Annotated in this window: 24 protein-coding genes and 6 tRNA genes; 27 read left to right on the plus strand and 3 right to left on the minus strand. The window is 72.6% G+C overall.

Annotated elements, in window-relative coordinates; translation table 11 throughout:
* Positions 1–25 precede the first annotated feature (25 nt).
* Together ACH4PU_RS32760 and ACH4PU_RS32765 are read right to left on the minus strand one after the other, a co-directional pair.
* Complete coding sequence (locus ACH4PU_RS32760; protein ID WP_398280453.1) at positions 26–1,225, minus strand: methyltransferase domain-containing protein; 1,200 nt, start codon at positions 1,223–1,225, stop codon at positions 26–28.
* Positions 1,225–1,470: a hypothetical protein gene (locus ACH4PU_RS32765; protein ID WP_398280455.1), complete on the minus strand. Its 246-nt coding sequence runs from the start codon at positions 1,468–1,470 to the stop codon at positions 1,225–1,227. Before ACH4PU_RS32765 ends, ACH4PU_RS32760 begins: the two co-directional genes overlap by 1 nt.
* 260 nt (positions 1,471–1,730) lie before the next feature.
* On the opposite strand from ACH4PU_RS32765, the gene ACH4PU_RS32770 reads away from it, so the two are divergent.
* From ACH4PU_RS32770 to ACH4PU_RS32900, 27 genes are all read left to right on the plus strand, one after another.
* Positions 1,731–1,949, plus strand: a complete 219-nt coding sequence (locus ACH4PU_RS32770; protein ID WP_398280457.1) for a hypothetical protein — start codon at positions 1,731–1,733, stop codon at positions 1,947–1,949.
* A 116-nt stretch (positions 1,950–2,065) separates the two neighbouring features.
* Positions 2,066–2,311, plus strand: a complete 246-nt coding sequence (locus tag ACH4PU_RS32775) for a hypothetical protein (protein ID WP_398280460.1) — start codon at positions 2,066–2,068, stop codon at positions 2,309–2,311.
* 331 nt (positions 2,312–2,642) lie between these two features.
* Positions 2,643–2,867, plus strand: a complete 225-nt coding sequence (locus ACH4PU_RS32780) for a hypothetical protein (RefSeq protein ID WP_398280463.1) — start codon at positions 2,643–2,645, stop codon at positions 2,865–2,867.
* A 571-nt stretch (positions 2,868–3,438) separates the two neighbouring features.
* On the plus strand, positions 3,439–3,900 hold the full coding sequence (locus ACH4PU_RS32785; RefSeq protein WP_398280466.1) for a hypothetical protein: 462 nt from the start codon (positions 3,439–3,441) through the stop codon (positions 3,898–3,900).
* Between the two features lie 228 nt (positions 3,901–4,128).
* Entirely contained in the window at positions 4,129–4,482 is a 354-nt protein-coding gene (locus ACH4PU_RS32790; RefSeq protein WP_398280469.1) for a hypothetical protein, read from the plus strand.
* 1,811 nt (positions 4,483–6,293) lie between these two features.
* Entirely contained in the window at positions 6,294–7,010 is a 717-nt protein-coding gene (locus tag ACH4PU_RS32795; protein ID WP_398280472.1) for a DNA-methyltransferase, read from the plus strand.
* A 377-nt stretch (positions 7,011–7,387) separates the two neighbouring features.
* Positions 7,388–8,101: a hypothetical protein gene (locus tag ACH4PU_RS32800; RefSeq protein WP_398280475.1), complete on the plus strand. Its 714-nt coding sequence runs from the start codon at positions 7,388–7,390 to the stop codon at positions 8,099–8,101.
* Positions 8,102–8,490: 389 nt separating this feature from the next.
* The gene (locus ACH4PU_RS32805) at positions 8,491–9,153 is read left to right on the plus strand and encodes a hypothetical protein (protein WP_398280478.1); all 663 of its coding nucleotides are present in this window, start codon (positions 8,491–8,493) and stop codon (positions 9,151–9,153) included.
* Between the two features lie 261 nt (positions 9,154–9,414).
* Positions 9,415–9,750, plus strand: a complete 336-nt coding sequence (locus ACH4PU_RS32810) for a hypothetical protein (RefSeq protein WP_398280483.1) — start codon at positions 9,415–9,417, stop codon at positions 9,748–9,750.
* A gap of 170 nt (positions 9,751–9,920) precedes the next feature.
* On the plus strand, positions 9,921–10,646 hold the full coding sequence (locus tag ACH4PU_RS32815; RefSeq protein ID WP_398280486.1) for a hypothetical protein: 726 nt from the start codon (positions 9,921–9,923) through the stop codon (positions 10,644–10,646).
* Positions 10,647–10,894: 248 nt separating this feature from the next.
* A complete protein-coding gene (locus ACH4PU_RS32820; protein ID WP_398280489.1) occupies positions 10,895–11,599 on the plus strand; it encodes a hypothetical protein in 705 nt (234 codons plus the stop codon).
* A 128-nt stretch (positions 11,600–11,727) separates the two neighbouring features.
* The gene (locus ACH4PU_RS32825) at positions 11,728–12,087 is read left to right on the plus strand and encodes a hypothetical protein (RefSeq protein WP_398280492.1); all 360 of its coding nucleotides are present in this window, start codon (positions 11,728–11,730) and stop codon (positions 12,085–12,087) included.
* 73 nt (positions 12,088–12,160) lie between these two features.
* Positions 12,161–12,355: a hypothetical protein gene (locus ACH4PU_RS32830; protein WP_398280495.1), complete on the plus strand. Its 195-nt coding sequence runs from the start codon at positions 12,161–12,163 to the stop codon at positions 12,353–12,355.
* A gap of 143 nt (positions 12,356–12,498) precedes the next feature.
* Positions 12,499–12,981, plus strand: a complete 483-nt coding sequence (locus ACH4PU_RS32835; RefSeq protein ID WP_398280498.1) for a hypothetical protein — start codon at positions 12,499–12,501, stop codon at positions 12,979–12,981.
* Between the two features lie 125 nt (positions 12,982–13,106).
* Positions 13,107–13,382: a hypothetical protein gene (locus ACH4PU_RS32840; RefSeq protein ID WP_398280501.1), complete on the plus strand. Its 276-nt coding sequence runs from the start codon at positions 13,107–13,109 to the stop codon at positions 13,380–13,382.
* 229 nt (positions 13,383–13,611) lie between these two features.
* The gene (locus ACH4PU_RS32845) at positions 13,612–13,983 is read left to right on the plus strand and encodes a hypothetical protein (RefSeq protein WP_398280504.1); all 372 of its coding nucleotides are present in this window, start codon (positions 13,612–13,614) and stop codon (positions 13,981–13,983) included.
* 610 nt (positions 13,984–14,593) lie between these two features.
* A complete protein-coding gene (locus tag ACH4PU_RS32850; protein WP_398280507.1) occupies positions 14,594–15,067 on the plus strand; it encodes a hypothetical protein in 474 nt (157 codons plus the stop codon).
* A gap of 663 nt (positions 15,068–15,730) precedes the next feature.
* Positions 15,731–16,126, plus strand: coding sequence for a hypothetical protein (locus ACH4PU_RS32855; protein ID WP_398280510.1), 396 nt, complete (start codon positions 15,731–15,733; stop codon positions 16,124–16,126).
* 1,417 nt (positions 16,127–17,543) lie between these two features.
* Positions 17,544–17,616 (plus strand) — tRNA-Glu (locus tag ACH4PU_RS32860).
* 28 nt (positions 17,617–17,644) lie between these two features.
* Positions 17,645–17,716: transfer RNA gene (locus ACH4PU_RS32865), tRNA-Asp, on the plus strand.
* A gap of 52 nt (positions 17,717–17,768) precedes the next feature.
* Positions 17,769–17,840 (plus strand) — tRNA-Glu (locus tag ACH4PU_RS32870).
* 638 nt (positions 17,841–18,478) lie between these two features.
* Positions 18,479–19,015: a hypothetical protein gene (locus tag ACH4PU_RS32875; protein ID WP_398280512.1), complete on the plus strand. Its 537-nt coding sequence runs from the start codon at positions 18,479–18,481 to the stop codon at positions 19,013–19,015.
* A 1,486-nt stretch (positions 19,016–20,501) separates the two neighbouring features.
* Positions 20,502–20,572 (plus strand) — tRNA-OTHER (locus ACH4PU_RS32880).
* Positions 20,573–20,807: 235 nt separating this feature from the next.
* Positions 20,808–20,880 (plus strand) — tRNA-Glu (locus ACH4PU_RS32885).
* A 32-nt stretch (positions 20,881–20,912) separates the two neighbouring features.
* Positions 20,913–20,988: transfer RNA gene (locus tag ACH4PU_RS32890), tRNA-Glu, on the plus strand.
* A gap of 95 nt (positions 20,989–21,083) precedes the next feature.
* Positions 21,084–21,278: a hypothetical protein gene (locus tag ACH4PU_RS32895; RefSeq protein WP_398280515.1), complete on the plus strand. Its 195-nt coding sequence runs from the start codon at positions 21,084–21,086 to the stop codon at positions 21,276–21,278.
* Positions 21,268–21,915: an XF1762 family protein gene (locus ACH4PU_RS32900; protein ID WP_398280521.1), complete on the plus strand. Its 648-nt coding sequence runs from the start codon at positions 21,268–21,270 to the stop codon at positions 21,913–21,915. The genes ACH4PU_RS32895 and ACH4PU_RS32900 overlap by 11 nt, the downstream gene beginning before the upstream one ends.
* A gap of 904 nt (positions 21,916–22,819) precedes the next feature.
* Here the strand turns inward: ACH4PU_RS32900 and ACH4PU_RS32905 are convergent.
* Entirely contained in the window at positions 22,820–23,404 is a 585-nt protein-coding gene (locus tag ACH4PU_RS32905) for a hypothetical protein (RefSeq protein WP_398280518.1), read from the minus strand.
* Positions 23,405–24,289 lie beyond the last annotated feature (885 nt).

The raw sequence follows: 24,289 nt of genomic DNA on the forward strand, positions 1-24,289 counted from the left end.
CGTCCGTCGTGCTGCTGCCGTTGTGTCAGGTCGCGCCGGTGGTGGGCGCGACGGTGTTCTCCGGGGCGTCGAGCCACGCCCGGTGTGTGCCGTCCGCTGTGACGGTCATGCCGAACCGTCCAGGTGACGGCCGGCCGTGCGCCTCGAACCAGGCCCAGGCGGCCGTCACCTCGTCCCACAGGCGGCGCGGGCCGTGCTGCCACACCGTGAACTCCTCGTTCTGCTTGCCGTCGTCGTCGATGGCGGCCCAAGAAGATCCGTCGGCGGTAGCGACCCACAGGCGTCTTTCGACGCTGTCTAGGTCGGGGTTGTCGTGCCGGACGTTCCACAGGTCTGGTAGGAGCAGGCCGAGGGCGAACTGGGCGTCGTAGTCGTCGCCCGCGACTGCCCACGGCGACAGGTTCGTCGTCGACTCGGCGGGCACGTGGTCGTCGTGGACGACGTCGCGGAAGAGCCGCAGGCCGACGCGCTGTCCTCGGGCCCGCATGAACACGGCGTACGGATGGAAGCGGCCCTGGGCGTCCCCGTGATCATCCACGGTGAGGTGGAGGAGGCCGTAGTCGCACCACGGGCGTGACCACGGGGTGAGGATCGTGCCCTGTGCCTTGGTCTGGGCGAGGAGCGCGGCCGAGACGCCATTGAGCGAGCACGTCGCCATGATGTGGTCGTACGGGGCCCGGTTGGGGTGACCGAGCATGCCGTCGCCACACACCACCGTGACTCCGGGTGTGAGCTCGGCGAGGACGGCCGCGGCCTGTTCGGCGAGAACCGGGTCGACCTCGACCGAGGTGACGTTCCCCGCGCCCAGGACGTGAGCGAGCAGGCCGGCGTTCCACCCGGTACCGGTGCCAATCTCCAGCACCTGCTGGCCCGGCTGGGGGTCGAGCATGGAGAGCATGAGCACGACGATCGAGGGTGCCGACGCGGACGAGGACGGGAACGCGGCTACGCCGTCGTCCGCCGGCTGGCCGTCGTTGACCTGCGTGACGATGGAGGTGTTGGCGTACGCGGTGGCGAGCCACGCTTCTGACTCGGTGTCGGCGTCGAGCGGGGCATAGCCGCCTGCCCCGTCGCGCTGCCAGATCACGCGGGGCAGGAAACGATGCCGAGGCACCGAGGCGACGGCCGACGCCCACCGCTCGGGAAGAGCCCCGTTGTCGGCCTCGATAGCGGTGAGCAGGCCGCGCACGGCGGCCAGCTCACGGGGCGAAACCGCCTGGGACATTACTTGTCGTCCTTCTTGTGCTTCGGCTCTGACTTCGGGTCCTTGGTGTCGTCGGAGGCCTTGCCGTCGCTGAAGTCTTTGCCACCCGAATGCTGGCCGTCGCCGCCCGAATCCCCCTTGCCGGTACCCCACCCCATGGCGCGCGTCCCTTCTGTCGACGATGACGCGCACACGGTAGAGGCCCGGTGCGAGGGCCGGAAGGAGGCGTGCAGCAATCCGGACAGCAACACGCCGTAGGTGACCATGGCTGGCGTACTACACAGCTCTGCTTGAATTCGCGGTGTTCTCTGCGGTCTCCGGCGGCAACGACTGAATCAGCCGGACGCCGTCCGCCCTGTCCTGCCCGTGTCCAGCGCTTGTGCCGGCCGTGCCCGCGGCGCGCCCGGCGCTCCGGCCCGCGCGGTGCGCCCCCTGTGGCCGACGTGCACGCATTGCACCTTAAGGCTTGCGTTCATCCAACCCCTTAATGTATAGTCTTAAGGGACAGCAAGGTTTGGGGGATCGCATGAAGCCGGAGACCGGTGAGCCGGAGTGCGACCTGGCGGCTGCGGCACGTCAGGTCCAGGGACTGCTGGGCATGGCCGAGCGGCTGATGAACGGGACGTTCTCACAGGAGTTCGGCCTCGACCGTGAAGGCCAGGCGCAGATGGTCGAAGCGCTGTACATCCGGGTCGGCGGCCTGGCAGCGGGCATCGTCCGGGCCCGCAGTGGCGAAACCGCTTAGCTGCGCGACTACCGGGCCGCCGCCTCTTGTACCGACACCCCCTCCCCGCGAACCGGGGCCCGGTGTCGGGCGCACCACCCCGACCCACACCCACCACACCCACGAGGAGCCGCACCATGCCCAGGCAGTCCTTCACCATCAGCGCCCGCTTCGACGAACACCGCCACCCCGACGGTGAGGGCGACGGCTGGACCGAGCACATGCGCCTCATCGGTGACCGCCTCTACTACTTCGAGTACGGCTACACCGCACAGGGCTATCAGACCTTTCGCGCTTACGTTCGTACGGCCCGAAGCGACATCCCCGTCGAGCCGGGCCCCGTCGTGAGCTGGCGACTCGTGCACGAACTGCACACCGACTAATTTCGCCCCTATGCTCCCCGTTCCCCGGGGCCGCGGCACCACCGGTCGCGCCACGGCCCGCACTCCGATGTGCGTCACCCCCATCTTGGGAGGCCGTCTGCCGCTCAGGGCGGGCAAGGCCTTGGCGGTGGGGTGCCGTTCAGTCCGGACCGCGCTGCCGGACGCCAGCATCTCCCGGGCCACGCCCCGGCCGGGGCAGCGGCCACGGCCGCCGACGGGCGACAGATGTACGGTCAGCCTCCGAAGACGATGGCCGTTGCGCAGGGCTCCGCCCAACTCCCCGGCCGCCCCCGCGCTCGACCTAATCCAGTACTCGAACGAAGGAGACAGCATGAGCGACAAGGAATGGGCCGGCACCACCAAAGACAGCTACGACCTTCACCGGTTCGGCGCTGACCGGCAGGCGCGGTGCGATCCGTCCATCCTCACCTACAGTTCGATCACACCGCGTGACGCATTTCGCGAGCCGTACATGACCCTTCGCACCCGCGCGGAGATCGAGGCCACAGGGTTCGCCCATCTGTACCGGTTCTGCACGACCTGTGCCGGACTCTAAGCCCAGGCACCTGCGTGCTGAGTAGGACGACCATGACGACCACACCCTCGTCCGCCGGCCGCGACGATGCGGCGCGGGCCGGATGGCCCCTCGCGTGCGGGTGGCCGGCGGACGGCTCGACCACTACGGACGCCTGAGGGGTGAACGGCAGCGCCTGCAGTTGGCCTGCGGCCGGTCCGCCGACGCCCAGGACTTGGACAACCGGCCTGCGGGCACGCCCTGCCAGAAGTGCCTGCAAGCCGTCCGGCACGACCCGTACGACGCTGCCGTACGCCGCCGGGAACAGCACGAGGCGGCGTGGTCCCAGCGCGGCCAGGATCCGCTTGCGTTTCCGTTGTCGGATCTCAGGCCGGGCCGGAAGCCGTAGGCGAGCGAACAGTCCTGCGGTGCAAAGCTGTTCCGAGACGACTCAGGTGCGTGCGGCTGCGGACCGTTGGTCTGCGCAACTGGCCGACGCCCGCGAGGAGCCCGGCGCCATCGGCCGATCCACCGGCCATCCGGCCGCCCACCTGCGGCGACCACTGGAGATCGAACGAGGTGCCGGCAAACGACAGAACGGACGAAGGGGCCTGTGACCACGAAGAGGGAGCTGTACGGGACGGTCTGCGAGGGCGTCCCGCCGGTGACGGCCGTCCCCCTCGCGCTGCCCACCACCGGCGGTCTCATGGCCGCCCTGGCATTGGTCGTGGACAAGAGCGTGCCTCGCGTCGAGGTGGTCGACTTCGTTGCCCGGTACAGGTTCGCGACGCGGGATGAGACCGCCCGGGCCATCGACTCCCAGGCGCGGTGGTCGCTGGAGACTGATGGCCGCGTGACGTTCCAGCTCCTGTGCGCCGACGGGGCGTCCCGGATCGCCTTGCCGTCCGACCCCCGCATTCACCAGTGGGCGGCGGTGGCCCGGTTGGGTGGAGGCACGGTTTCCCTGATGATGCTCCCTGGCTTGCCCTCGACACAGACTCAGGCCATCGCCCGGCGGCTCGGCCCGAACGGCGGCGAATACTGGCATCTCAGCGTCGGTTGCCTGCCCATCTGACGGGACCGCGCCTACGAGCAGGTGCCCAGTGGTGGAGTCGACCGACACCTCCCACTCGATATGCCCGGCAGCGTCGGCCTTGACCTGGATCTACTCGGGCAGCACCGCTTCCAGCCTTGACCACTTCCACGCCCTTGGGCAACACCTCAAAGGCTCGCCCCCGGGACGCCCCGTGCCAACCGGGCGGGACAATAGTCCCTCCCGGCAACAGAAGGAGAACCGCGCGACGTGAACCGAACTCCCGCACCCCACGAAAGCATCAGCCCCGTTCACGTCCTCGCCCTGGTCCGAGGGGTGATCGAAGAGGCGAACGACCCTCACGCGGATCGCTACCGGTACTTCAAGTCGCTCTTCGGGATCCCGTTGCACGAAGCGGCAGCGATCCGCTGCGGTCTCCTGGAACCCGAAGACAGGGATCCGCGGGTCACGGCGGCCGGGCTCGACCTGTATGACCGTCACCTGCGCTACCTCCCCGACATGGCGGCCAACTACTGGCCCGGCCATTCAAACCCGCACATCACCGAAGCCATCGCGGAAGTCGAGCATCTCTACGACCAAGCCGAAGACACCCACACTTGGTGATCGACATCTCGAACACGCCTTAGGAGACCGGGTGTTGGTCGCATCTGGCGCGGGCGGTGCTGGCGGTGTTGTGGTCGGCTGCCGGGTCTCGCGTCCGGGCGGGCGTGCTGCGGCGGGCCTGGTGCCGAGCGGACCGTGGAGACCCAGGGGGAAGGTTTTAGCCCCTTATGTCCTGGGTCTTTGGGTCCTGGGTAGGGTGTTTTCCCAGGTGGAGGCGGTGTGCTGGGTCTCCTGGGTCCTGGGTCTCCGGTGCCGCGTCTGCCGCCGGGCGGCCTCGGTGCGGACACGCTCGAGCCGGTGTGGACCCATGGGGGCGGGTGTCCTCCCGGCCGTGGCTGCTTCGGCGCTCTGCGGCATGTCCTGACCGGAGGTCGGGGAAGGTCGGGTGCGCACCGGCCCGTCGGGTGCGGGGCTGTCCCAGGGTGCTGCGGGCCGCTGCGCTCTTTCGGCGGCCGGTGGTCCTTTCGCGTGTGTGGCTCGTGCTGGCCGGGGGGGTGTGGGTGGGTCTTGCGTGTTCGTCATGCCGGCGTGTGTGGACCCAGGGAGGGGGTTTTGCTCTTGTTTGTTCTGGGTCTTTGGGTTCTGGGTCGGGTGTTTTCCCTGGTGGGTGGGGTGTGCTGGGTCTGTTTGGGTCCTGGGTCTTTGGTGCCGTGGGCGTGGGTTGTCGGGTGTTGTGAGGGGAGGAGCGCGTCGTGGCGTGTGGGTGGTGGGTGTGTTTGCGGGGGTGTGTGGTCGGGCGGGCCGGTGGCGCGTGTTTGGCAGCCGGGGCGCGGCCCGGGGTGTCGGCGGGGGCGGTCTGCGGCATCGCGGTCGTTTGTGGTCGTTTCCCGGTCGGGGTGGGGGTGGGGCGGAGGTCTGCCGGCGTGCTCGGTCGTCTGCGGGGCGGGCGGTGTGTTTGCGGGCGGGGGTGGTTGCGGCGGGGTGGGGGGTGCTCGCGTGCTGCGGACCGGGCCGTTGGTGAGGTGAAGTGCGTCACATGCCGGGGTGGGTTGTTGGGTGGTCTGCAAGGCGCCGCGGTTGCGGACGGGTGGGCGGATGTTGTGTGGGGGGTGTTGCCGGGGGGATGCCCGTAGCGCGATAGCCGGCCGGCCGGGCGGGCCGAGGAATCCCCCGGGCGTCACCGTGGTCTTGGTGGGGGCGGGGGTGGGGCCGGTGTCGCGGCGTGTTGCGCCGGCCGTGGCGTAGCGGCGTTGCTGTGTGCGGGGGAACGGCCGGCGCTCGTGCTGTCCGGGGGCGTGGTTGCTGCCCCCGCGCCTGGGGTTCCGCGAGTCGGCGGTTTCCTGGTGCAGCAAGGTGTGGGCGGTGGGTGCAACGTGCTGCGTTACCTGCTTTGACCTGTGGTTTCCCGCCGGTTGCCTCGTCAGGCTTCGCGCGGCGTCCGATCGTTGCAGCCGCGGTTTCCCCTGTAGGGGAAACGTGCCGCCGCGCGGCCGGGTGGCGGGGGTAACGCGTTGCTGCTGCGGCCGGGGGCAGCGGCCGGGCGGGTGTCTGCTGCTCCGGGGCTGCGCACCGGCCGGCTTGTGCCTGTGCGTCGCAGCGTGTTGTCCGGCGGGGGGACGCCGGCGCGGGGCCGGCTGCGCCCTGGGGTGGCGCGGTTGCCGGCTCGGGGGGGGGCTTCCTGCGGTGCGGGCCTGCGGGCCTGCGGGCATGTCGGCGTCGACGGCCCGTGGTGCCGGGGGGCCGGGGCCGGCTGGTGTTGAACACGCTGGACTGGAGGCTTTCCGCGATTACATGATCGCGATCGTTACTGCACGCAGCGACTCGCTCGCCGCGATGGCGGCGCATGCGACCCGCGTCAGGAGGTGACCGCATTGCAGCGCTGGACTCTCCATCAGGGCGATGCCCTGACCATCCTTCCCACGCTCGACACGCTGGTCGACGCCGTGATCACCGATCCGCCCTACAACAGTGGCGGCCGTACCAATGCCGAACGCCGGAGCAAGAGTGCCCGCGGCAAATACGTCAGCGGGGACGCGATGCACACCCTGCCGGACTTCACGGGCGACAACCGGGACCAGCGCTCCTACACCTACTGGCTCGGCCTGCTGCTGGCGGCCTCCTTGCGTGTCACCCGGCCCGGTGGCAGTGCCCTGGTCTTCACCGACTGGGCCCAGCTGCCGGCGACCTCCGACGCGCTGCAGGCGGCCGGCTGGACCTGGCGCGGCATCATCCCCTGGCGTAAGCGGCTGGCCCGGCCGACCCAGAACGGGTTCAAGCGCGAGTGCGAGTACGTCCTGTGGGGCTCCAACGGCGAGCCCTACCGTCACGCTCCGACCCTCTACCTTCCCGGGTGGCTCGAGGGTTCCCAGCCCCGTGGGGAGGAGCGCCGGCACATCACCCAGAAGCCGCTGGCTGTCATGCGTCAGCTCGTGCAGATCGCCCCGCCCGGCGGCCTCGTGCTCGATCCCTGTGCCGGCGCGGGAACCACCGGTGCGGCCGCCCTCGCCGAGGGGCGTTCCTTCCTCGGTGTCGAGCTCTCCGCCACGTACGCCCAGGTGACCCGGGAGCGACTCGCCGCCGCGGCGTGACGCCTGCGCGCCCTTGCCCGGCGGCCGCCCCGGCGGGGGCCCGGACACCCGGGCCCCCGCCGGGGGGCCGGCCCTTCGACTGTCCCCGCACCCCCGGTAGAAAGCCGTCCTCACTGCCGGCCGGCGTCGCCCGCCGCATGCCTGCGTGTGCTGCACTCTGCCGCGCCTGACGCCCACCGTTCACGGTTGCCGCTTAAGGCTTGCGCTCCGGCATCTTTGAATGTATTGTCTTAAGGGTCAAGGCGTTGTGTTTGGGGAGGCCGTGTCCATGTCTCACCCGCTGTTCCCAGGTGACGAGTTCCCCAGCCCCCGTGAAGCCGGGAGCCGCGCCCTGATCCCCTACCTCTGCGAACCCACACACCGAGGAGCCGCGCCCCATGTCGGTCCGGATGTCCCTGAACGCCAACGGCCACGACCTCCTGCCCAGGAGCGCTGACGATGTGGTGGTCTTCGCCGAGCCCGGTGAGGCCCCGCTTGTGGCGGGCGTCCACTGGAGCTGCGCCGCGTGCGACCAGCGGCCGACGTACGTCATCCGTGACGGCGCCGTCCACGTCCAGGACCCGTGCCCCTACCCGATGGGCATCACTACGGAGATCACCCTCGATGTCCCCTCCGGGAAGTTGATCGTCAGCGACGACCTGCGCGACGTCTACGACGTCGACTTCGACGCGGGCGCTTCCTACAACACCGCCCTCGGGCAGGCGCAGGTCGTCGAGGCGATGGCGGCCCTGGGCTGCGCCTTCGGCCCCGTGGGCAATTCCTGCCCCGGCCTGTACCGCGAGGGGGAGAACAGCTACGTCATCGCCTCCCCGGTCCTCGACGAAAACGACGTCCCCTCCCTGCCGGAGAAGGATCGTCTGGCGCATATCGTCACCGACGTGTGGGCGTACTCAATCGCCGATTTCGAGGACTGGAAGTCAAAGGGCGGCGCCTCGGGGACGCGACTGCTCGGGGACTACACAGTCGTCGACGTCGCGCCGGGCACCTACAAGTTCACCCTCCACAGCGGGGAGCGCGGCTTCGACCGGTACGCCGCCGACACCGTGGTCTTCGCTCACATCGAGCGCGTCGCCCCGTCGCTCGAATCCTGAAGGGGAGGGAGCGCCTGCGCGTCGTCTTCTGGCAGCCGGGCCTGTGCCACTCCGGCCCCGGGTTGCACCCGGATCCCGCGCGGCCGCCGGTGTGCGCGGCGTCCGCTGCCCTCCCTGGGCCCCGCGTCCGCCGCGCGGTGCCGCACCCCCTGCCCCACAGCCCATAGAAACCCCTGCCGTCCGGTCCACCGGCGGCCGCCGAGCCCACCGCTGCGCCCCGAGCCCCCGTATCTCCGACGCCTCTGGCAACTCTCACGGCACCTTCTTTCGCTCGGGGCGGACCGGATCGACGGCTGTCGGACCGGCCACGGGGGCTGGGAATCCCTACTCCTCGCCCGGCCCGAGCCCACGATCCCCTGAGCACTCAACACCGGAAAAGGCGGTTCCTCATGACCACCATCGAGCTGTACACCGTGGACGGCAGCGCGCACGGCCCGTACGCCGCCCGCCCTGCCCCCGCCACCTGGGGCCCCTACGAGCCGATCAGTGTCACCCGCCTCACGGCCGAGCGGATCGCGGACGACCTGAACACGCGTGACGCCGGCTGCGGCCTGAGTGCCGCGTGGCAGGGCGCGGCCCTCGTCTTCGCCTGGGACGAGCGTTACCGGGGCGAGGAGGGAAGCGAGACGATCGCCCCGGACGCCGAGGGGCGTTACCGGATCGGTGGCCTGTGGCCGTGGGACGGGGTCGACAGTGTCCGGCGGCAGAGCCTGTTCACGGCGGGCGCCATGCTGCGTGCCGCCCTCGCCGAGCACGGCGTCACCGTGCACACCGACGGTGTGAGCCCCAGCTATGCGATCCCGCTCGACCCGGCCACGCCCGAACTGGAGGTCTACAACCGCTTGCACTTGCTGGTGGCCGACCGCGACCCGTCCGTCGAGCACGCCCCGTCCGCCCACACCGGGTGGCTGGTGGTCCTGCACGACGAGAACGGCGAGCCCGGTGACCGGATCTACAGCGCCGGGGCCGGGGATGAGCCGGTCGACTGTCTCACGGACTGTGTGGCCGTCGCCGCGGCCATCGCTGACTGGCTCAACGCGTACCGGAGCTGACCGGCGCGGCCGGCCGTATGCCGGCGGGGGATCGGCCCGAGCGGCCCAGCTCGCCCGCCCGCGGGTGTCGACTGGCCGGAGGCCGGCGCCGGCGGATCCGATGGCATTCGAACGGGTCTCGCGCGGGGGTCGGGCCCTTTGCCCGGCTGCCCGCCCGGGTCCCGATGGGCCGCGGGCTCGCCGATGCCCGTTCTCGTGCGCCGCACACGCCGGCGGGGGAGCGCGGCCTGTCGCCGATCACAAGAGAAAGGAAGGGTCTGCGTGAGCTTGGAACATTCGGTGTATGTCGTCTACGGCGTCGAGCTCGCCGGCGCCGACTGGCTCCACGTCGACGGCGCCTTGGAGGAGTTGCGGCGCGCTCGCGCCCGGAGGACCGGCGACGCCGGGGTCGGGCTGTTTCTCGTCCAGGGCGAGGACGCCTGTGTTCGGGTCGTCATCGGCACCGCGTCCGAGGATGTGCCGCCGGGTGCCTGCCGGCCCGTCCGGAACTTCGCTCCCTCGCCTGAGTGGGACGAGGTGCTGCGGGCCGCAGTCGCGGCGCTGGGCTGCCGGGTGCTGGCCGGGCCCGGCTGGCTGATCGCCCACGACTGGAGCTGACCGCCCGTCTTTCCGGCGTCCGGTGCCCTGCCCGCGCACCGGGGCCGGCCGGGCCAAGCGCTGCCCGCTCTTGGCGTCCGACCACCGCCGCGGCGTGGATTCTCCGGCCGGCGGCGGGGGTTGGGCCGTTTCCGGTGCGGCGCGGTACGTGTCGCGGGGACAATGGCGGTATGGACCATGGCAGTGATCCGGACGGGCGGCTGTTCCGGGTGTTCCCGTATGTTCTGGATTCTCACGGTGTGTACTTCTGTGAAGTCCGGCGCCTGATCAACAGGCGGCGGGAGGACGGGACATGGGCGAGGCGGCGGACCGGCCCGCGGGGTGTGCGGTCCAGCTTCTTCTACGTCGCCAAGGAGCAGGCGCACGGGCCCGGGGAGGCCGCCGTGCTGGGCGCGGCGATGACGGTCAGGCTCAGCGAGCCCGGTGACGAGGTGCACGTCTACATGCCCGACCGGTCCAGCGCGCGGGTCCTGGCGGCGGTGCGGGACGGCGCGAGCCCGTGGAACGGACGGCCCTCGCATGTCGAACTGCGGCGTCTGGGCTCACGGGTTCGCCCGGCGCTGCGCCGGGCGCGTATCGAAGTGGTCTTGCCGGAGGATCCCACCTACCGTGCGATGGGGCTGAGCCTGCCGAGGGCGGTCGAGGAGCAGGGCGAGGAGATCGAGGACCTCGTTGCGAAGCTGCGGGCGCTGAAGGTCAAGCACAAGCCGCGCTCCGCCTGTCGCTGCGGTAAGAGCCGGTACGCCAACCGGGCCGGCGCCGAACTTGCCTTGCTGAAGCTCGTCTCCGCCCCCGGGAAGCCGCCGCGGCGTGCGTACCAGTGTCCGGACAGCGGCTGGTGGCATCTGACGAGCCAGCTGGTCGACCGCTTCCCGTCGCCGCGTCCGACAGCCTGACCCACGGCGCCGGCCTGCGCCCGTCCTGCCTCGGGGCGCCCCTTTCCGGCATCGCTGGGGCCGCGCTCCATCATCGGCCGGCGGACGCCCCGTTCTCGGCGGCCGGCTTGACCGCCGGTGCAGAGCCCACCGTGGACGCCGCTTCCACTGTCGCCTCTTAAGGCTTGCATTGCAGCAATCCTGCATGTAGTGTCTTAAGAGTCGAAATGGTTTGGGCTGTGCAACAGTCCCGCTGGAAGGAACGGCTCATGCGTCTCACTCCCGTCATCACTCCGGACGCGATCAAGCCCGACAGCAAGTGGGAGCTCACCCAGGGCCTGGACACCATCGGCGTGGTGGAGCGCTACGACTGGCCGGCCGGGAGCCGCTTCGCCGCCACCCCCTACGAGCTGTGGACCCCCGGCCAGGTCTCCGGTGCGCCCGTGCCGCGGTTCGCCACACTGGAGGAGGCCGCCGCGGCCGCCGACGAGCTCGCCGAGCAGCGCGCCCGCACCGGCACCCTCAAGCCGGTCGAGGTCCACCGCGAGACCTACCGCGACATCGAGTTCGTCGTCACCCGCCACCCCGCCACCGTCACCGGGCGCACCCGTCGGCACGCCCACCACCGGCTGGTGTGCGGCGGGGCACCGGCCGCGTGCCCCGACGGCGACATCGAGACCGTCGTCAAGAAGGTCCGTGCGCGCATCGACCTCCAGCTCGCCGACCGGGAACTCCTGCCCCGGCTCAGGCTCCTGGTCGACTCGCGCCCGAGCGCCCAGGGGATGTCCGGCTGGGACGAGGGCGCCGCTCCCAAGGCCGGTGACCCCGCATACGTCTGGGCGCGCGGGATGTACCGCCGGGGCCTGGTCGTCGACGTCGCCAGGACCCGCGCCACGGTGGCCTACGTGACCGCGTCGAACCCCGGCCGCGTGCACCGCAAGGCCGACCGGTTCGAGGAGCTGGCCGCCGGCTGACAGCTCGCGATGCGCCCCGGCCGGGCCGGTCCGGGGCGCACCTGTCGGCACGCCCGCCCCGCCTTCGTCCCGCCCGATCCGCTCCGGCGGCGGCGCGGGAACACGCCCCTCACCCTCCCGGAGCCGCCGTGCTGTCCCTGCCCATCAAGCCCCGTCCCGAATGCGCCGACCGCAGTCTGGGCGAGGCCGTGGAACGCGCCCTGTACGCCGCCCGCCAGTACCGCAAGGCGGGCGCTGAGGCCCACCTGCGCCCCGGCCCCAACAACTGGCCGCAGTACCTGCAGCGGGCCCTGGTCGAGCTGATGACCGGCACCGACCGGCCCGAGGTCTACCACGCCATGGTCACCGCGACCGAGATGGTGGCCGAGCTGATCGAGGAAGCCGGCGGTACGTGGGCCCACCGCACCACGGTTTTGGACCACATCGCCATGGACCTGCACGCCGCCGGCCGACACCACCCCCTCCCGCCCACCGAGAACGGCGCCTGAACCGCTGCGCCCGCCCCCTTGCCCTGGCGTAGCACCACGCAGGGGGGCGCTCATCCCGACGAAAGGCCACCCCGTGCCCGCCTGCACGACTCCTTCCCACCGTCCGTGGTGGGTCGTTCTCCAGCGCCGGTGCAACCACTCGGCGTTCAACGGCTATCGCCGCACTCCCTCGGCTTACTCCCGGGTGCAGTGCACCGCCCCCGGCTGCGCGGCGGCCTGGCGGACGAAGGCCGCCTACGTCGACGATCTGCCCGACGCCCGCCCCTGAAGGCCCGCCCGCCCGGCCCCGGCAGGCCAGCAGCGAGCGGCCCTCCACCACCCGGCCTCTCGCTGCTCCCACCCGCCCTCCACCCCTGCGGCCCGGCCTGGGCTCTGCCCTCGCCGGCCCCCGACCACCACTGAGGTGAGCCCGTGAACCCCGTTACCGTCGAAGCCCTGCGCGCGGATTGGAACGACGATTTCCGCCTGACCGAAGATCAGCGGCGCGCCCTGAACGAACTGGACCCGCAGACCGTCGCAGACGCCCTGGACGAGGCCTTCCGGCCCCACCGGGACCACTGGCACCACATCCTCGACACCACCCGCGCAGACGCCACCCGCGCGCTTGTGACCCGGCTCGAGCAGACCTCCGGCCTGCCCGCCGCAAGCGCGCCGCGGTACGCCGGCGCCGCCGAACTCGACTCGTCGGGCCGGCCGCTGTGCGAGGGCACCACCCACCGCGCCACCCGCAACTGCCCCCGTACCGCGGACTTCCACCTGAAGCAGCCCGGCGCCCGAACGGCCAGCGGCTACGCCTGCCACCGGCATGCCGGACAGGTGGCCCGCACCCTGGCCGACGGCGAGGCCGGCGCCGAACACGCCTACCTCCTCACCCCGATCACCACCGTCGAATAACCCCTCCGCCGCCACCAGGAGAACCCCCTCACGGCCGGACGCGACCGTCCGCCCACTGACCAGTGCGCCCCGGCCCCGTGCCCGGGGCGCGACCTCCGCGAACCACGGGAAGAAAGAAGGCCGCCATGGAACTCGAGCAGAACGTCACCGACGCCGTTTTCGCTGCCGCGCAGAGTGCCACCTGGGTCGACACCAACCTGGGCCCGATGGCGCACGTGACGGTCGACGGCACGCAGTACACCGTGGACATACACCGCTCCGGCCGGCACCTGGCGGCCGTCACCTACGTGATGGAGTGGGGCAACGTCACCGCGGTGCAGGGAGCGCATGCCTCGCCGGAGCAGCATCGGGCGCTGGCGCGGGCGGCAACGACGGCGCTTGGCTGCTGGGTGCGCCGCTGAACGGCCCCGCCGCGGGAGCCGGTGGCTCCCGGCCCGCACATGCCCACCCGGGCCCTGACAAGGGCCCGGCGCCCGCCACCCCGGCGCCCCCGACAGGGGGTCGCCCCCACCGCCGGCCAACGGCCGGCCCCTTTCTCCTTGTCGGCCCGCTACCACCAGGCACGGGTCGGCGGCATTGTCGAGCGTCTGACGGGCGTGACGCTCGGGGCGGCGCAGGGTGCGGCGCTGGATGTGCGTCTACGGGGCGGCCTCGGGGATCCTGCACGGCCGTGCGGTCGGCCCCGGCCAGGCCGCCGCGCTGTACACCAGCACCCTCGGCGCGGCCCGGGAGCTGCTGGTGCCGCTGCCCGGCCGCGCGGCCCGTGTCCTGGACCCGGCCGCCCTCGGGCACCCGGGCGCGGCCGAGGCCCGGGAGCTCGCAGGGTGGGCGGACCCGCGCGCCACCGCCTGCTTCTTCCGCTGCGCCCCGGCGCCGGCGTGGCTGGCCGTCCTGAGCGACGATGCCAGCCACTTGCTGATGCCGGAGGAAGCGGCCGGCGGACACTGTCCGGCCGCCCGTTCCTCGAGCACGTCGCCGACGCCGGCCCGCGCGCGTGGCTGAGTGCGCCGGCCGCCCATGGAGCCTGGTCCGGCAGCCGTGCCCAGCAGATCGCCGCCGCCGGCCCACAGGCCCTGAACGTGCTGCTGCGCCTGGCCGTTGGCCGCTGGGACGTGCTGCCGGCCGAACGGGACCGGGGGACCGGAGGGCGGCGGGCCGGCGGTGGGGGACACACTGCCCCTGGCGGCCCGGTGGGCGCGCCTGGTGACGCCAGCGCACCGCACGGTGAGTGGATCCGGACGGTGGAGGGGCTGCCGGCCGGCGCGGTGGAGGACGAGTACGCCGGCCCTGTGTCGCTGCAGGCTGCCGCCGGCCGTGCGGTGGCCGGGGTCCGTGCCTCCGGCTTGGGTGACGGCGTCGCGGAGGAACGGGACGAGGAACGGAATGCGGGAGTCGGCGGGGCAGGAAAGTGCCGCCCGCCTGCCCGGTCACGAAGTGGGGGCGCTGCTGCGGGAGCTGGTGCGCACCGCCTACCCGGCCGGCCGGCCGTCGCGGCGCCCGCGCACGCCAACGTCGCGGCGATCCGGGCCGTCGTGGCCAACCTGCTGTGCCGCGACCTGGAACTGACCGTTGAAGCCGCCCGCCCACCGTCTTCCACGCCGACCTCGACCAGGTGCACCCGGCGATCCTCTGCGGCGGGCCCCCTCTGGCGCGCGCGACGCTCGACATCGCCGCGGCGAACGCCGACGCCGGCACCGCTTTGGCCGAGCGCATGCGGCGCCTGGGCCGCCTGGCCGGCGTCGACGGCCGGCTGCACGGCCGCCTGGTGTCCGCGCACCTGGCCCACCGCCCGCCCGCCGCGGGCGGCCCGGGGGAGTGGGAGTGGTGCGGGGAGGCCCTCGCGCTTCTCCCGCCGCCCCCGCCCCGGAGCCGGCCCGTCTCCTGGAGCGAGCGCTGGGAACCTGTACGCCGGAGCACGCCGCACCCCTGGAAGCCGCCCTGCGCTGGGCACCGCGCCGGCCGCCGCCGTGGTGGAGGAGATCCTGCCCGCCGGCGCCGAGCAGGCGGCCGGCCCCGGCGGCCGCTCGCCAGGTGGCCGCGCGTGTGGGAGCGGTCCGCCGTTCTGCCCGCCCGGCTGCCGGCCTGATGGGAGCCGGCCGGTGGGCAGCCGGCCCCGGCCGCTACGGGCCTTGACGCCCAGGACCTGCCGCAGACGGCGGCGGCGCACGGGCCGGCCGCGGCTGCCACCGCGTGGCCCGTGTCCAAGACGCCGGCGCCGACGGCTACGCCCTGGCCCTGCACCACCTCGTCGCCGAGGCCCGGCCGCCTGGACCGGCGATGTGCCGGCCGTCCTTGTAGCCCTGGGCCGGCCGGAGCTTGCCGCGTTCTGCTTCGCCGCGGCGGCCGCCTGCGCCGAGCGGCCCGGCGCCTTCGCCGGCGACCCGCCGCCGGCCGCCGCGCGGGCGGCGCGCGGCCTGTGCCGCGGCCTGGACGGCCGCGCCCGTCGAGCCGGCCGGACGCCGCCGGGCCCCGGTTGCCGGCCGCAGCGCTCTTCGCCGACCAGCGACCAGCTGACGCACGCGTGGCATACCGGCAGCGCCCTGGCCGCCGGTCAGGAGGGGCCGCGCTGGCAGCTCCTCACCCACTGCCCGTCCTGCACGCGTTCGCGCCCGCCTTCGCGCGCCGAGATGTACGGCCTCGCTCCCGGCCGTCCGGCGCCGGCCGCCGTCTGGCTGCGCCGGGGACCGCACGCCCCGCCGCTGCTGGCCGGCCTGGAACGCACCGAGCCCTGCAGGCTCTTCGCGACGGGGTGCCCGGCGCCGCCGGACACCTGGCGCACGTCCTCCTGGCCGACCCGGCATTCATGGGCGAGCCGGCCGCGGCCTGGGCCGAGATGGCGGCCGGCCCCGGCGGCGCGGCCGCGGCCAGCCGGCTGCTGGAGGCGATCGCGGCCCGGACGCCGGGCACCGGCGGGCCCCTCCCGCCGGTGCGCGGCACCGGTGGCGACCGCGGCGGCCTGTGGCGCGCCGCGCTCGCGGCCGATCTGCCGCCCGGCGCTCTCGCGGCGCCTTCGCCGTCACCGCGCTCGCCGGCGATCTCGGGCTGTCCCTCGCCCGGACGAGCGCCGACCACACTCCGTCCCTGGCCGACGCTGACGTCGTCGCCGAACGCGCCGCCGGCCGCCCGGGCAACGAAGACGCCTTGATGCGGGCCGGGTACCCGGCCGCCGAGGCGGCCCCGCCCGCCGGCGGCCCAGGCGCGCGCCACGATCGCTGACCGTGCGGGGCTTCGGCTGTGCTCGCGCCCGCCTGAGGTGGTGCGGGACCGTCGGGGGTACCGCCTCGAACGCCGACGACGGCCGGGGAGGGGCGCAGCACCCGGAGGGTGGAGGCGGGGCAATGGGGCGCACAGGGGCGCAGGATTCTGCACGGGCTCGGGTGAGCGCGCCGAGGGGCGCCTACGGAGCGCGTGACGCGCCGTCGGAGGGGCGCGGAGCTACGGGCGCTGCTCTGGGCTTCCCAAGCGCCCCGACAGCACAGGTCGCACCCCTGAAGAGCCGGGAATGCGAATTGTTCTCGGGGCCGGTGGGAATTCTGAATTTCTTCGGAATTCTCTGGTGGGTTTTGTCGGGCGGCCGTGTTCCGGTGGTACCCGGGGCGCCGGCGGACGGCCCCCAGTCCGTTCCCCCTTTCCGGCGCCCGGGCCGTTCCGCGGCGTTGCGCCTGTCGGCCCTTGGCGGGCGCATCCGCGCGAGCGCGGTAACAGCCCTGCTCGCCGGGGGAGGTGGAGGCGGAGCTCCCGTGTGACGCGGCTGCCGGGCTGTGCGCAGCCGGCCGGCGGCGAGCGTGAGGGGGCAGTGGCCCGGCCGGATCGGGCGGACCCGCTCCGGCCCGGCTGCGGCACTTCGGGCCGCCGGGGCGGGCGCAAGGGAGGAAGGGCTCGCGGATGGATGTGGTGCCTTCGAAGACGCCGTCCTTCTGTCCGGCCGTCCGCCGGCGCGTCCGCGTCCTGCCGGACCGTGCGGCGGCCTTCGCTCCCGTGCTGCCGGTCCTCGCAGGCCGGCGCTCCCGGCTCGCCGGATCCCGTACCCGCGTCCGCCCGTTGGGGCGCGGACAGTGTCCGGCCGTGCCTCCGCCGTCCGGGAGACCCTTTTCGCATCGCCCCTTAAAGCTTGCGTGTCACCCCGCGTGTCCTGTATAGTCTTAAGTGCCAGCAGGGATTGGGGTGGCGGGCCGGAAGGCTGATGTCGCCCTTCTCTGAGGGTCTTTGGTCGGACCTGGGCGCCTGATCAGTGTCCCGGGTTGAAGGAGGGGTCGCGTCCCTCTGGAGCTGCGGTGTGTGGAGTGCACAGCCCTTGCGGGGGCGTGAGCGGGTTCGAATCCCGCCAGCTCACTGGTTCCTCCCGCCACCCCCCCGGCGGGAGGAACCGTGCACAAGAACTGAACCGGCTTCGGCCGGGAACGTCCTTGCCGCTGATGCGCCGTCAGGTGCTCAGAGGCGATGGCCCGCCAGGGCGCGATCGCCGTCACCCGCCCCTCGGGCGGAAGCCTCCTGCGGCGCGTGGTACGCGACCCGCGCGGCCCCGGCCGCGCACCGACTCGCTCCCCGCGCCGCAGGACCGGGCCCTCGTGGAGTAGTGGTCATCTCGCCCCGTTCTCAGCGGGGAGACCGCGGGTTCGAATCCCGCCGAGGGCACGGGCGCGCCACACGGTGTGCCAGCCTTGCCTCTGTCGTCCATGGGTTAGGGCGCCGGGTTGTCAGCCCGGTCAACGGGGTTCGAGTCCCCGCAGAGGCGCTCGGCCGCTCCCGCACCCCCTGTTCTTCCTTGCGGGAGCGGCCGCCCCAACGCCCCTGTCGTCCATGGGCTAGGACGGCGGCCTTTCGATCCGCAGAACAGGGTTCGAGTCCCTGCAGGGGCGCTGCACGGCCCGAGGTCCCAGCCCGTTTCCGGAGCCTGGCATAGAACCGTCCCGCCGGCCGGTGGGACGGCCGCTGCGTCCTGCCGCTGCGTGCTGCCCGGGATTCGGAGCCGCCTGGCCGTAGCCCGCGGTGCGCTGTGACCGATCGCTGAAGGCCGGCACCTTCCGCCCCTGCCCACCTCACCCCGTCCGCTCGCCCCGACGACGGCCGTATGGCCGCGGACGTCCGCGGCCTGGACGCCGAGGGCTGCGGCGGCCTCGAAGGACCCCAAGGCGCCCTGCTGCGCCCGGATCAGGGCGTCCCCGGCGCGAGGGGCCCGGTGCCCGCGCACCCGCTCGGCCTGCCGCAAGGGCTCCTGACCTTGCGGGCGGCGCGGCCTGGAGTCGCCGGCGCCCGCCGCGCCGCCGGCCAACGGCCGGTCTTTTTCTCCTTGCCCGCCGGCGCCCGGCAGCGGTCACCCCGTGCTGCCGGCAGGGGGCGCCTCGCTGCCGGGCGATGGCCGGCCGGCTGACCGCACTCCTCCGGTCCCACCCTCCCGCCCCCTCCATGTGCGCCTCTTAAGACTTGCGGACACGTGACATCGAATGTAGAGTCTTAAGGGTCGAATCGGTTGCTTGTCGTACCGGGAGGAAACTGCATGGACCGCCAGCCGGACCCTCGTGTCGCCGCACAGGGCAAGCTCGACGACTTGGCCGAGATGATGACGCGGCACGGCTGGGCAGTGTCCCGCCAGTACCCCGGCGCCGCCGAGGCCCGGGTCGAGGGCGAGCGCAGGGGCGGAGCGGCCGTCATGGCCACGGCCCGACTGACGGACAAGGGCTGGAAGATCCGCTACTACGTGATCGGCTCGGAGGAAGACGGCTGGACCAGATGGGCTGGCCTCAAAAAGCGCAGCACCTTCCTTGAGTTCATCCGCAGCTCCGCTGTCGACGCCGACACCCGGCTGCAGCCGCTGCACTCCCACTGCCGCTGCGCCAAGAAGCACCAGGCAACGCGGTGGCGAGCCCTGCGCCGCCTGGCAGGCATCCAGCTCCACCGGATCAGCGCTGACGACCTGAAGATGGAGAAGAGGGTCTACCGCTGTCCCCACGACGCCCGCCGCTGGCACCTGACCTCCAAACAGGAACACCCCCACCGCCGGGACACCTGGCAGGGCAAGACCGTCTCTCTTTAACGCCGACGGCCTCACCTGAGGACGGCCACCGTCCTCCGCCGGCTGCCCTTGCCCCGCTACCGGGCCATCAGCCCCGCCCCGACAAGGCAACCGCCCCCGCCGCCGGCCAACGGCCGGCCCTCGCAGATTTCCGCCCTCCTGGCTCGCCCCGCCTTCGTTTCTTAAGCGCCACCCCGCAGCGGCGCCTGCGAAACCCCCACACCACCCCGCTCCCCACTCACCCGGGCCCCGACAGGGGCCCGGCCCCCACCACCCCGGCGCCCCCGACAGGGGGCCGCCCCCACCGCCGGCCAACGGCCGGCCCCTTTCTTCTCCTCCCCGTCGACCCGCTCTCCAGGAGCTGGCAGCCGGTGCTGGATACGCTGCCTGGCCCGCCCGACCCGCGCACCGCGGACGTCCTGGAGCCGGCCCCGGCCGGCCGCCCCGGCCGGCGCCGCCCTGGACGCCGGCGGCGCCGGCCACGCCACGGTCGTGCACCGCCCGGTCCACGCCGACCCGGCCGCAGTGAACTGCCCGCCGTCTCGCGGCCCTGAAACCCCCGCAGCTCGCCGCGTTCTACCTCGCCGCGGCCGCCACCTGCGCCCGCCAACCCGGCGCCCTCGCCGGCACCGTGCTGCCGGCCGCCGTCACGGCGGCGCTCGGCCTGCGCCGCATCCTGGCCGAGAGCGCCCGTGGCACCGGCCCGGACGCCGCCCGCCGCCTGGCGGGCAGAGGCGTCCTGCCGCGTCTGTGCGGGGCGGGTGACCAGCCGGGCGGCCAGGAGCAGTGCGGCTTCGCTGCCCGGGCGGCCCGCGGCACGTTCGGCGACAACGTCAGCGTCGGCGAAAGCGCCGGGCGGCAGTCGGCCGCGAGCGCGGCGCGCCACAGGCCGACCGCCGCGCCCACCGCTGCTACGGCGTCCGCCGGCAGGAGCCTGCCGGCGGACGTGCGCGGGGTACAGGCGGCGATTGCCTCCGGCAGCCGGCCAGGCCGCAGCCGGGCCGGCGGTGCCGGCTGCCACCTCGGCCCAGGCGGCGGCCGGCCCGCCCAAGAACCGGTGCGCCAGGCGTGTGCCGGCAGGTCGAACAGCGCCTGGCCGGCGAAGGACACCACATCGCGCCTGGCGCGCCCGTGCCCTGCTGGACGCCGCGGCGGCCCTGCCTGCAGGCGAAACCACGACTGCACTGCAGGAGTTGAGCGCGGTGCGCCGGGGGCATCGGCGCCGCCCGGGCCTGATCCGTGACAACCCCCTTCGGGCCCTGCCCGCGCCGCCCCGGCCGGGCCCGTGCGCCCCGCGCGGCAGGGGTGCGTTCCCGCCCGGCGAACCCCCTTGCCCATATTGCCGCTTAAAACTTGCGTTCGGCGATGTCTGACGTGTATAGTCTTAAGTGCCAGCAGGGATTGGGGTGGCGGGCCGGAAGGCTGATGTCGCCCTTCTCTGAGGGTCTTTGGTCGGACCTGGGCGCCTGATCAGCGTTTCGGGTTGAAGGAGGGGTCGCGTCCCTCTGGAGCTGCGGTGTGTGGAGTGCACAGTCCCCTTTCGGGGGCGTGAGCGGGTTCGAATCCCGCCAGCTCACTGGTTCCTCCCGTCTCTCCCCCCACGGCGGGAGGAACCACCAACAAGGGATGCCCGGCCCCCATTCGGCCGCTCCTTGCCGCTGGCGCGCCGACAGGTGCCCAGGGGCGATGGCCCGCCAGGGCGCGATCGCCACCACCACCCGCCCGGGAGGGCGGGTGCCATCCTGCGGCGCGCAGTAGGCGACCCGCGCGGCCCCGGCCGCGCACCGACTCGCTCCCCGCGCCGCAGGACCGGGCCCTCGTGGAGCAGCGGTCATCTCACCCCGCCCTCAACGGGGAGACCACGGGTTCGAATCCCGCCGAGGGCACGGACGCACCGCACCGAACGGCGCGCCAGCCTGCCTCTGTCGTCCATGAGCTAGGACGGCGGCCTTTCGATCCGCAGAGCAGGGTTCGAGCCCCCTGCAGGGGCACCAGGCGGCCACACCCAACACCCAGCCGACCCCGAGCCGCTGCACCCCCGCCCCGGGCACAAGGGGGCCGCCCCTTACAACAGAAAGGGAGCCAGCCGATGGAACGCGTGTACACCAACCACCTCCCCGCGCAGCGCCGCATCCATGTCGAAATCGACGAGGCCGAGATCGCTGAACTGCTGGACGAACTGCGCTCGCCGGACTCCGACGCTGCGCGGCGGCTGGTCGAGATCCTCGGCGCCGCGCACCGCCGCTTCGGCGGTCAGCAGCACGGCGGTGCCGATGGCCAGTAGGCAGGAGCGGCTGACGATCGTGCCGCTGAAGTTCCAGGACGCCGCCGACCTCGTCGACGCGATCCACCGCCACCACAAGCGCCCGCGCGGACACCGGTTCAGCATCGGCGTGTGCCGGCCGGACGGACGCCTGTGCGGCGTGGCCATCGTCGGCCGGCCCGTCGCACGATGCTTCGACCAGAACCTGTGCGTGGAAGTCACCCGCGTGGCCACGGACGGCACGCCGAACGCGTGCAGCGCCTTGTACGGGGCCGTATGGGGCGCGGCATCGCGGATGGGATTCGTGCGGGCGATCACCTACACGCAGGACGGCGAATCAGGAACAAGCCTGCGCGCGGTCGGATGGAAGCAGGCAGCGGTGCTGCGCCCGCGAACGGGCTGGGACACGCCGTCACGGCGCCGTAAGGACCGGGGCACGGACGGCGTCGCCCGGATCCTGTGGGAGCAGAGCGCCAAGAACGCACCGGAGCCCCCGCCGGTCGAGGACCTGCGCAACGAAATACGTAACGAAATCCTGTGCGCGGCCGCCGATTGCGGACGACCCTTCCCCCTCCGCGCCGGCCCAGGCCGACCCGCACGCTACTGCTCACCCGCATGCCGAGTACGCGCCCACCGAGCCGCCGGGGCAACCGCCTGACCCGCCCCACCTGGGGCCCGACAGGGGCCCCGGCCCCCGGCCAACGACCGGCCTCGTGTGTCGCACGAGGGAGCCCTCTACGACGGACCGACCGACGCCCTGCCTGCAACCGGTCCAGCAGGGGGCCAAGAATCTCACCCCGGGCCGGGCTCAGGGGCTGACCACCCGCAAAGGACCGCGAGAACGTATAGGGTCCCAACCAGCGAAGCCCCCTTGGCGGGCTGCCGGGAACGAGGCCGGAACCAGGGAACTGGATCCTCCCACCCCACGAGGTGGTTGTGCGCCCCCGGGAGGTCCCCCAGGGGGCTTCCGCCCTCTCTACTGCTACCCCCGGCACCGGGCTGCGAAGACAGACCGCCACCACCCCGCCGCCCCGACAGGAGCCGGGCCGCCCCCACCGCCGGCCCGGCTAACCTCGGCCTCCCGCCACTACGCCGGCGAAGCTCCGCCACCGGCGCGGCCGTCACAGCAGCCAGAACCCCGGAGCAGGCCAACGGGCCCGGCCCCCGCCCCACTCACCTGGGCCCCGACAGGGGCCCGGCCCCACCACCCCGGCGCCCCCGACAGGGGGCCGCCCCCACCGCCGGCCAACGGCCGGCCCCTTCTTCTCCCCGTCCTGCTCCCCAACGCTGCGCCCGCGGCCTGCCCGTCCTCACCCCCCGCAGACCCTCAGCAGCGTTTCCGCTGCGCCCCGGCGTTGTCCCGTCCGCCCTCGACAGGCTCGAGAAGACCCCCTGAAGCAAGGCCGAGCTCGCTGCCGCTCATGCTCGCCATGACGATGGCCCGCAGGGAGCAGTCGCTCGCCGGCTCGCCGGACAGCTACAAGCCGGTCCTCCTAGACACCCCCTGGTCTGACCGGGAGCCGCTGGCCACCGAGCCCGCAACAACTGACGCTCCACCAGGCTCACGGCCGGGTGCCGGTGGCCTCGTTGAGGCCGCGGGTGACGCCGGCGCGCCAGATGATGCCGGTGGTGGTGATCTGGGCGGCCAAGCGCTCGTACTCGGCGAGCGGCCCGGTCAGGCGCCGCCGGCCTTCCTCGTCGGGCCGGTAACGGGCCGGGACGATCCCGGGGTACGCATCACGCCACGCACGCAGCGCCTCGATCGCCGGCCACGACGTCCACCAGCACGCCGCGACCGCCTGCGCCACCAGCGCGGCGTCCAAACGGGCGGAGAGCCGCTCGGGGTAGCCGTTGGGGCCGCTGTCGCGCGAGCCGATCCACCGGCCCTGGTCCCACGCCTCCTCCGGCGCCGGATCCCACTCCCGGTCCCACCCCCGCGCCCGCAGTTCCTCACGCACCCCAAACCCCACCAGCGCATCCCGTACGTCCAGCAACTCACCAGCCGCCCGCAACCGCCGCACCTCACCACGCCAGGCCGCCCGCACCGCAGCCGCCTGAGCCCGCGTCAGCCCCTGCGTACGCCACCGCGCGCCCTCGGCCGACAGCCGAGCCCGCCGCCCCTGCTGCGCCTCGACAGCGTCCGCCACTCGCTTCCTGACCCCCGCCTCGACCGCGATCCACACCGGATGTACCGCCCGCTCAACCATGCTGCTCCGCCGAAGAGTTCGTATATTGCAATACTCCCCGCACCCTACGGCCCACCCACCGCCGGCAGACACAACACCTCGCCCCCACCAGCGCCCAACGGGCGCACCCGACCCCTTCAGAAAAAGACCCACGAACGAAAAACCAACCTCCCCAGAACTACCCAACCCAGAAACTGAAACAGCGTCAGACATGTGAATCCAAAACCCCACCTAACACCCGCACCCATTCGGCCAAACAAAGCCGCTCGCTAACCGGAAACAGCCGACTCCAAGAAAAGAAAGCAACCTGACACTAAAAACCCCACCCACCACCCGGGAAAACCCCAGAAAAAGGAACCAGAGACCCCCTCCAAAAAACAGGAACAGAAAACATGAAACCCAAATACCAGCACCCCCGAAAAGCGGCCAACGGCCGCCCCCAAAACCCACCATGAAACGGCCTCACCCCACCCAGACCACCACCGCGCCAACGGCGCGCCCAACCCGACACACCATCAAACACCAGCTCACAGGCTCAGATCCCGCACACGACCGAGCGAGCCAACACCACACAGCCGCCCGGAACGGGCGGCACGCCAACCAACCACAGCCCAAACCAAATTGACACAACGCCACGAAAACCAAAAGGACCAACAAGACCGCAAATTCCGAAGGAATTTCAACAAACCATCACACCGAAGAATTCCCCAACGGGGAATTCTAAGCCCCTCAACCAAGGCCCCCAACGGGGGCCGACATAAACCACCCAAGAATTCCCCGAAGGGGAATTCCAGGGGGTTTTTATTGGGCCGAAAGGCCCAATTCAAAGCCGAAGGCTTCCGCCCC

It is taken from the genome of Streptomyces sp. NPDC021100 (genome assembly GCF_044333095.1).
GTDB lineage: Bacteria > Actinomycetota > Actinomycetes > Streptomycetales > Streptomycetaceae > Streptomyces.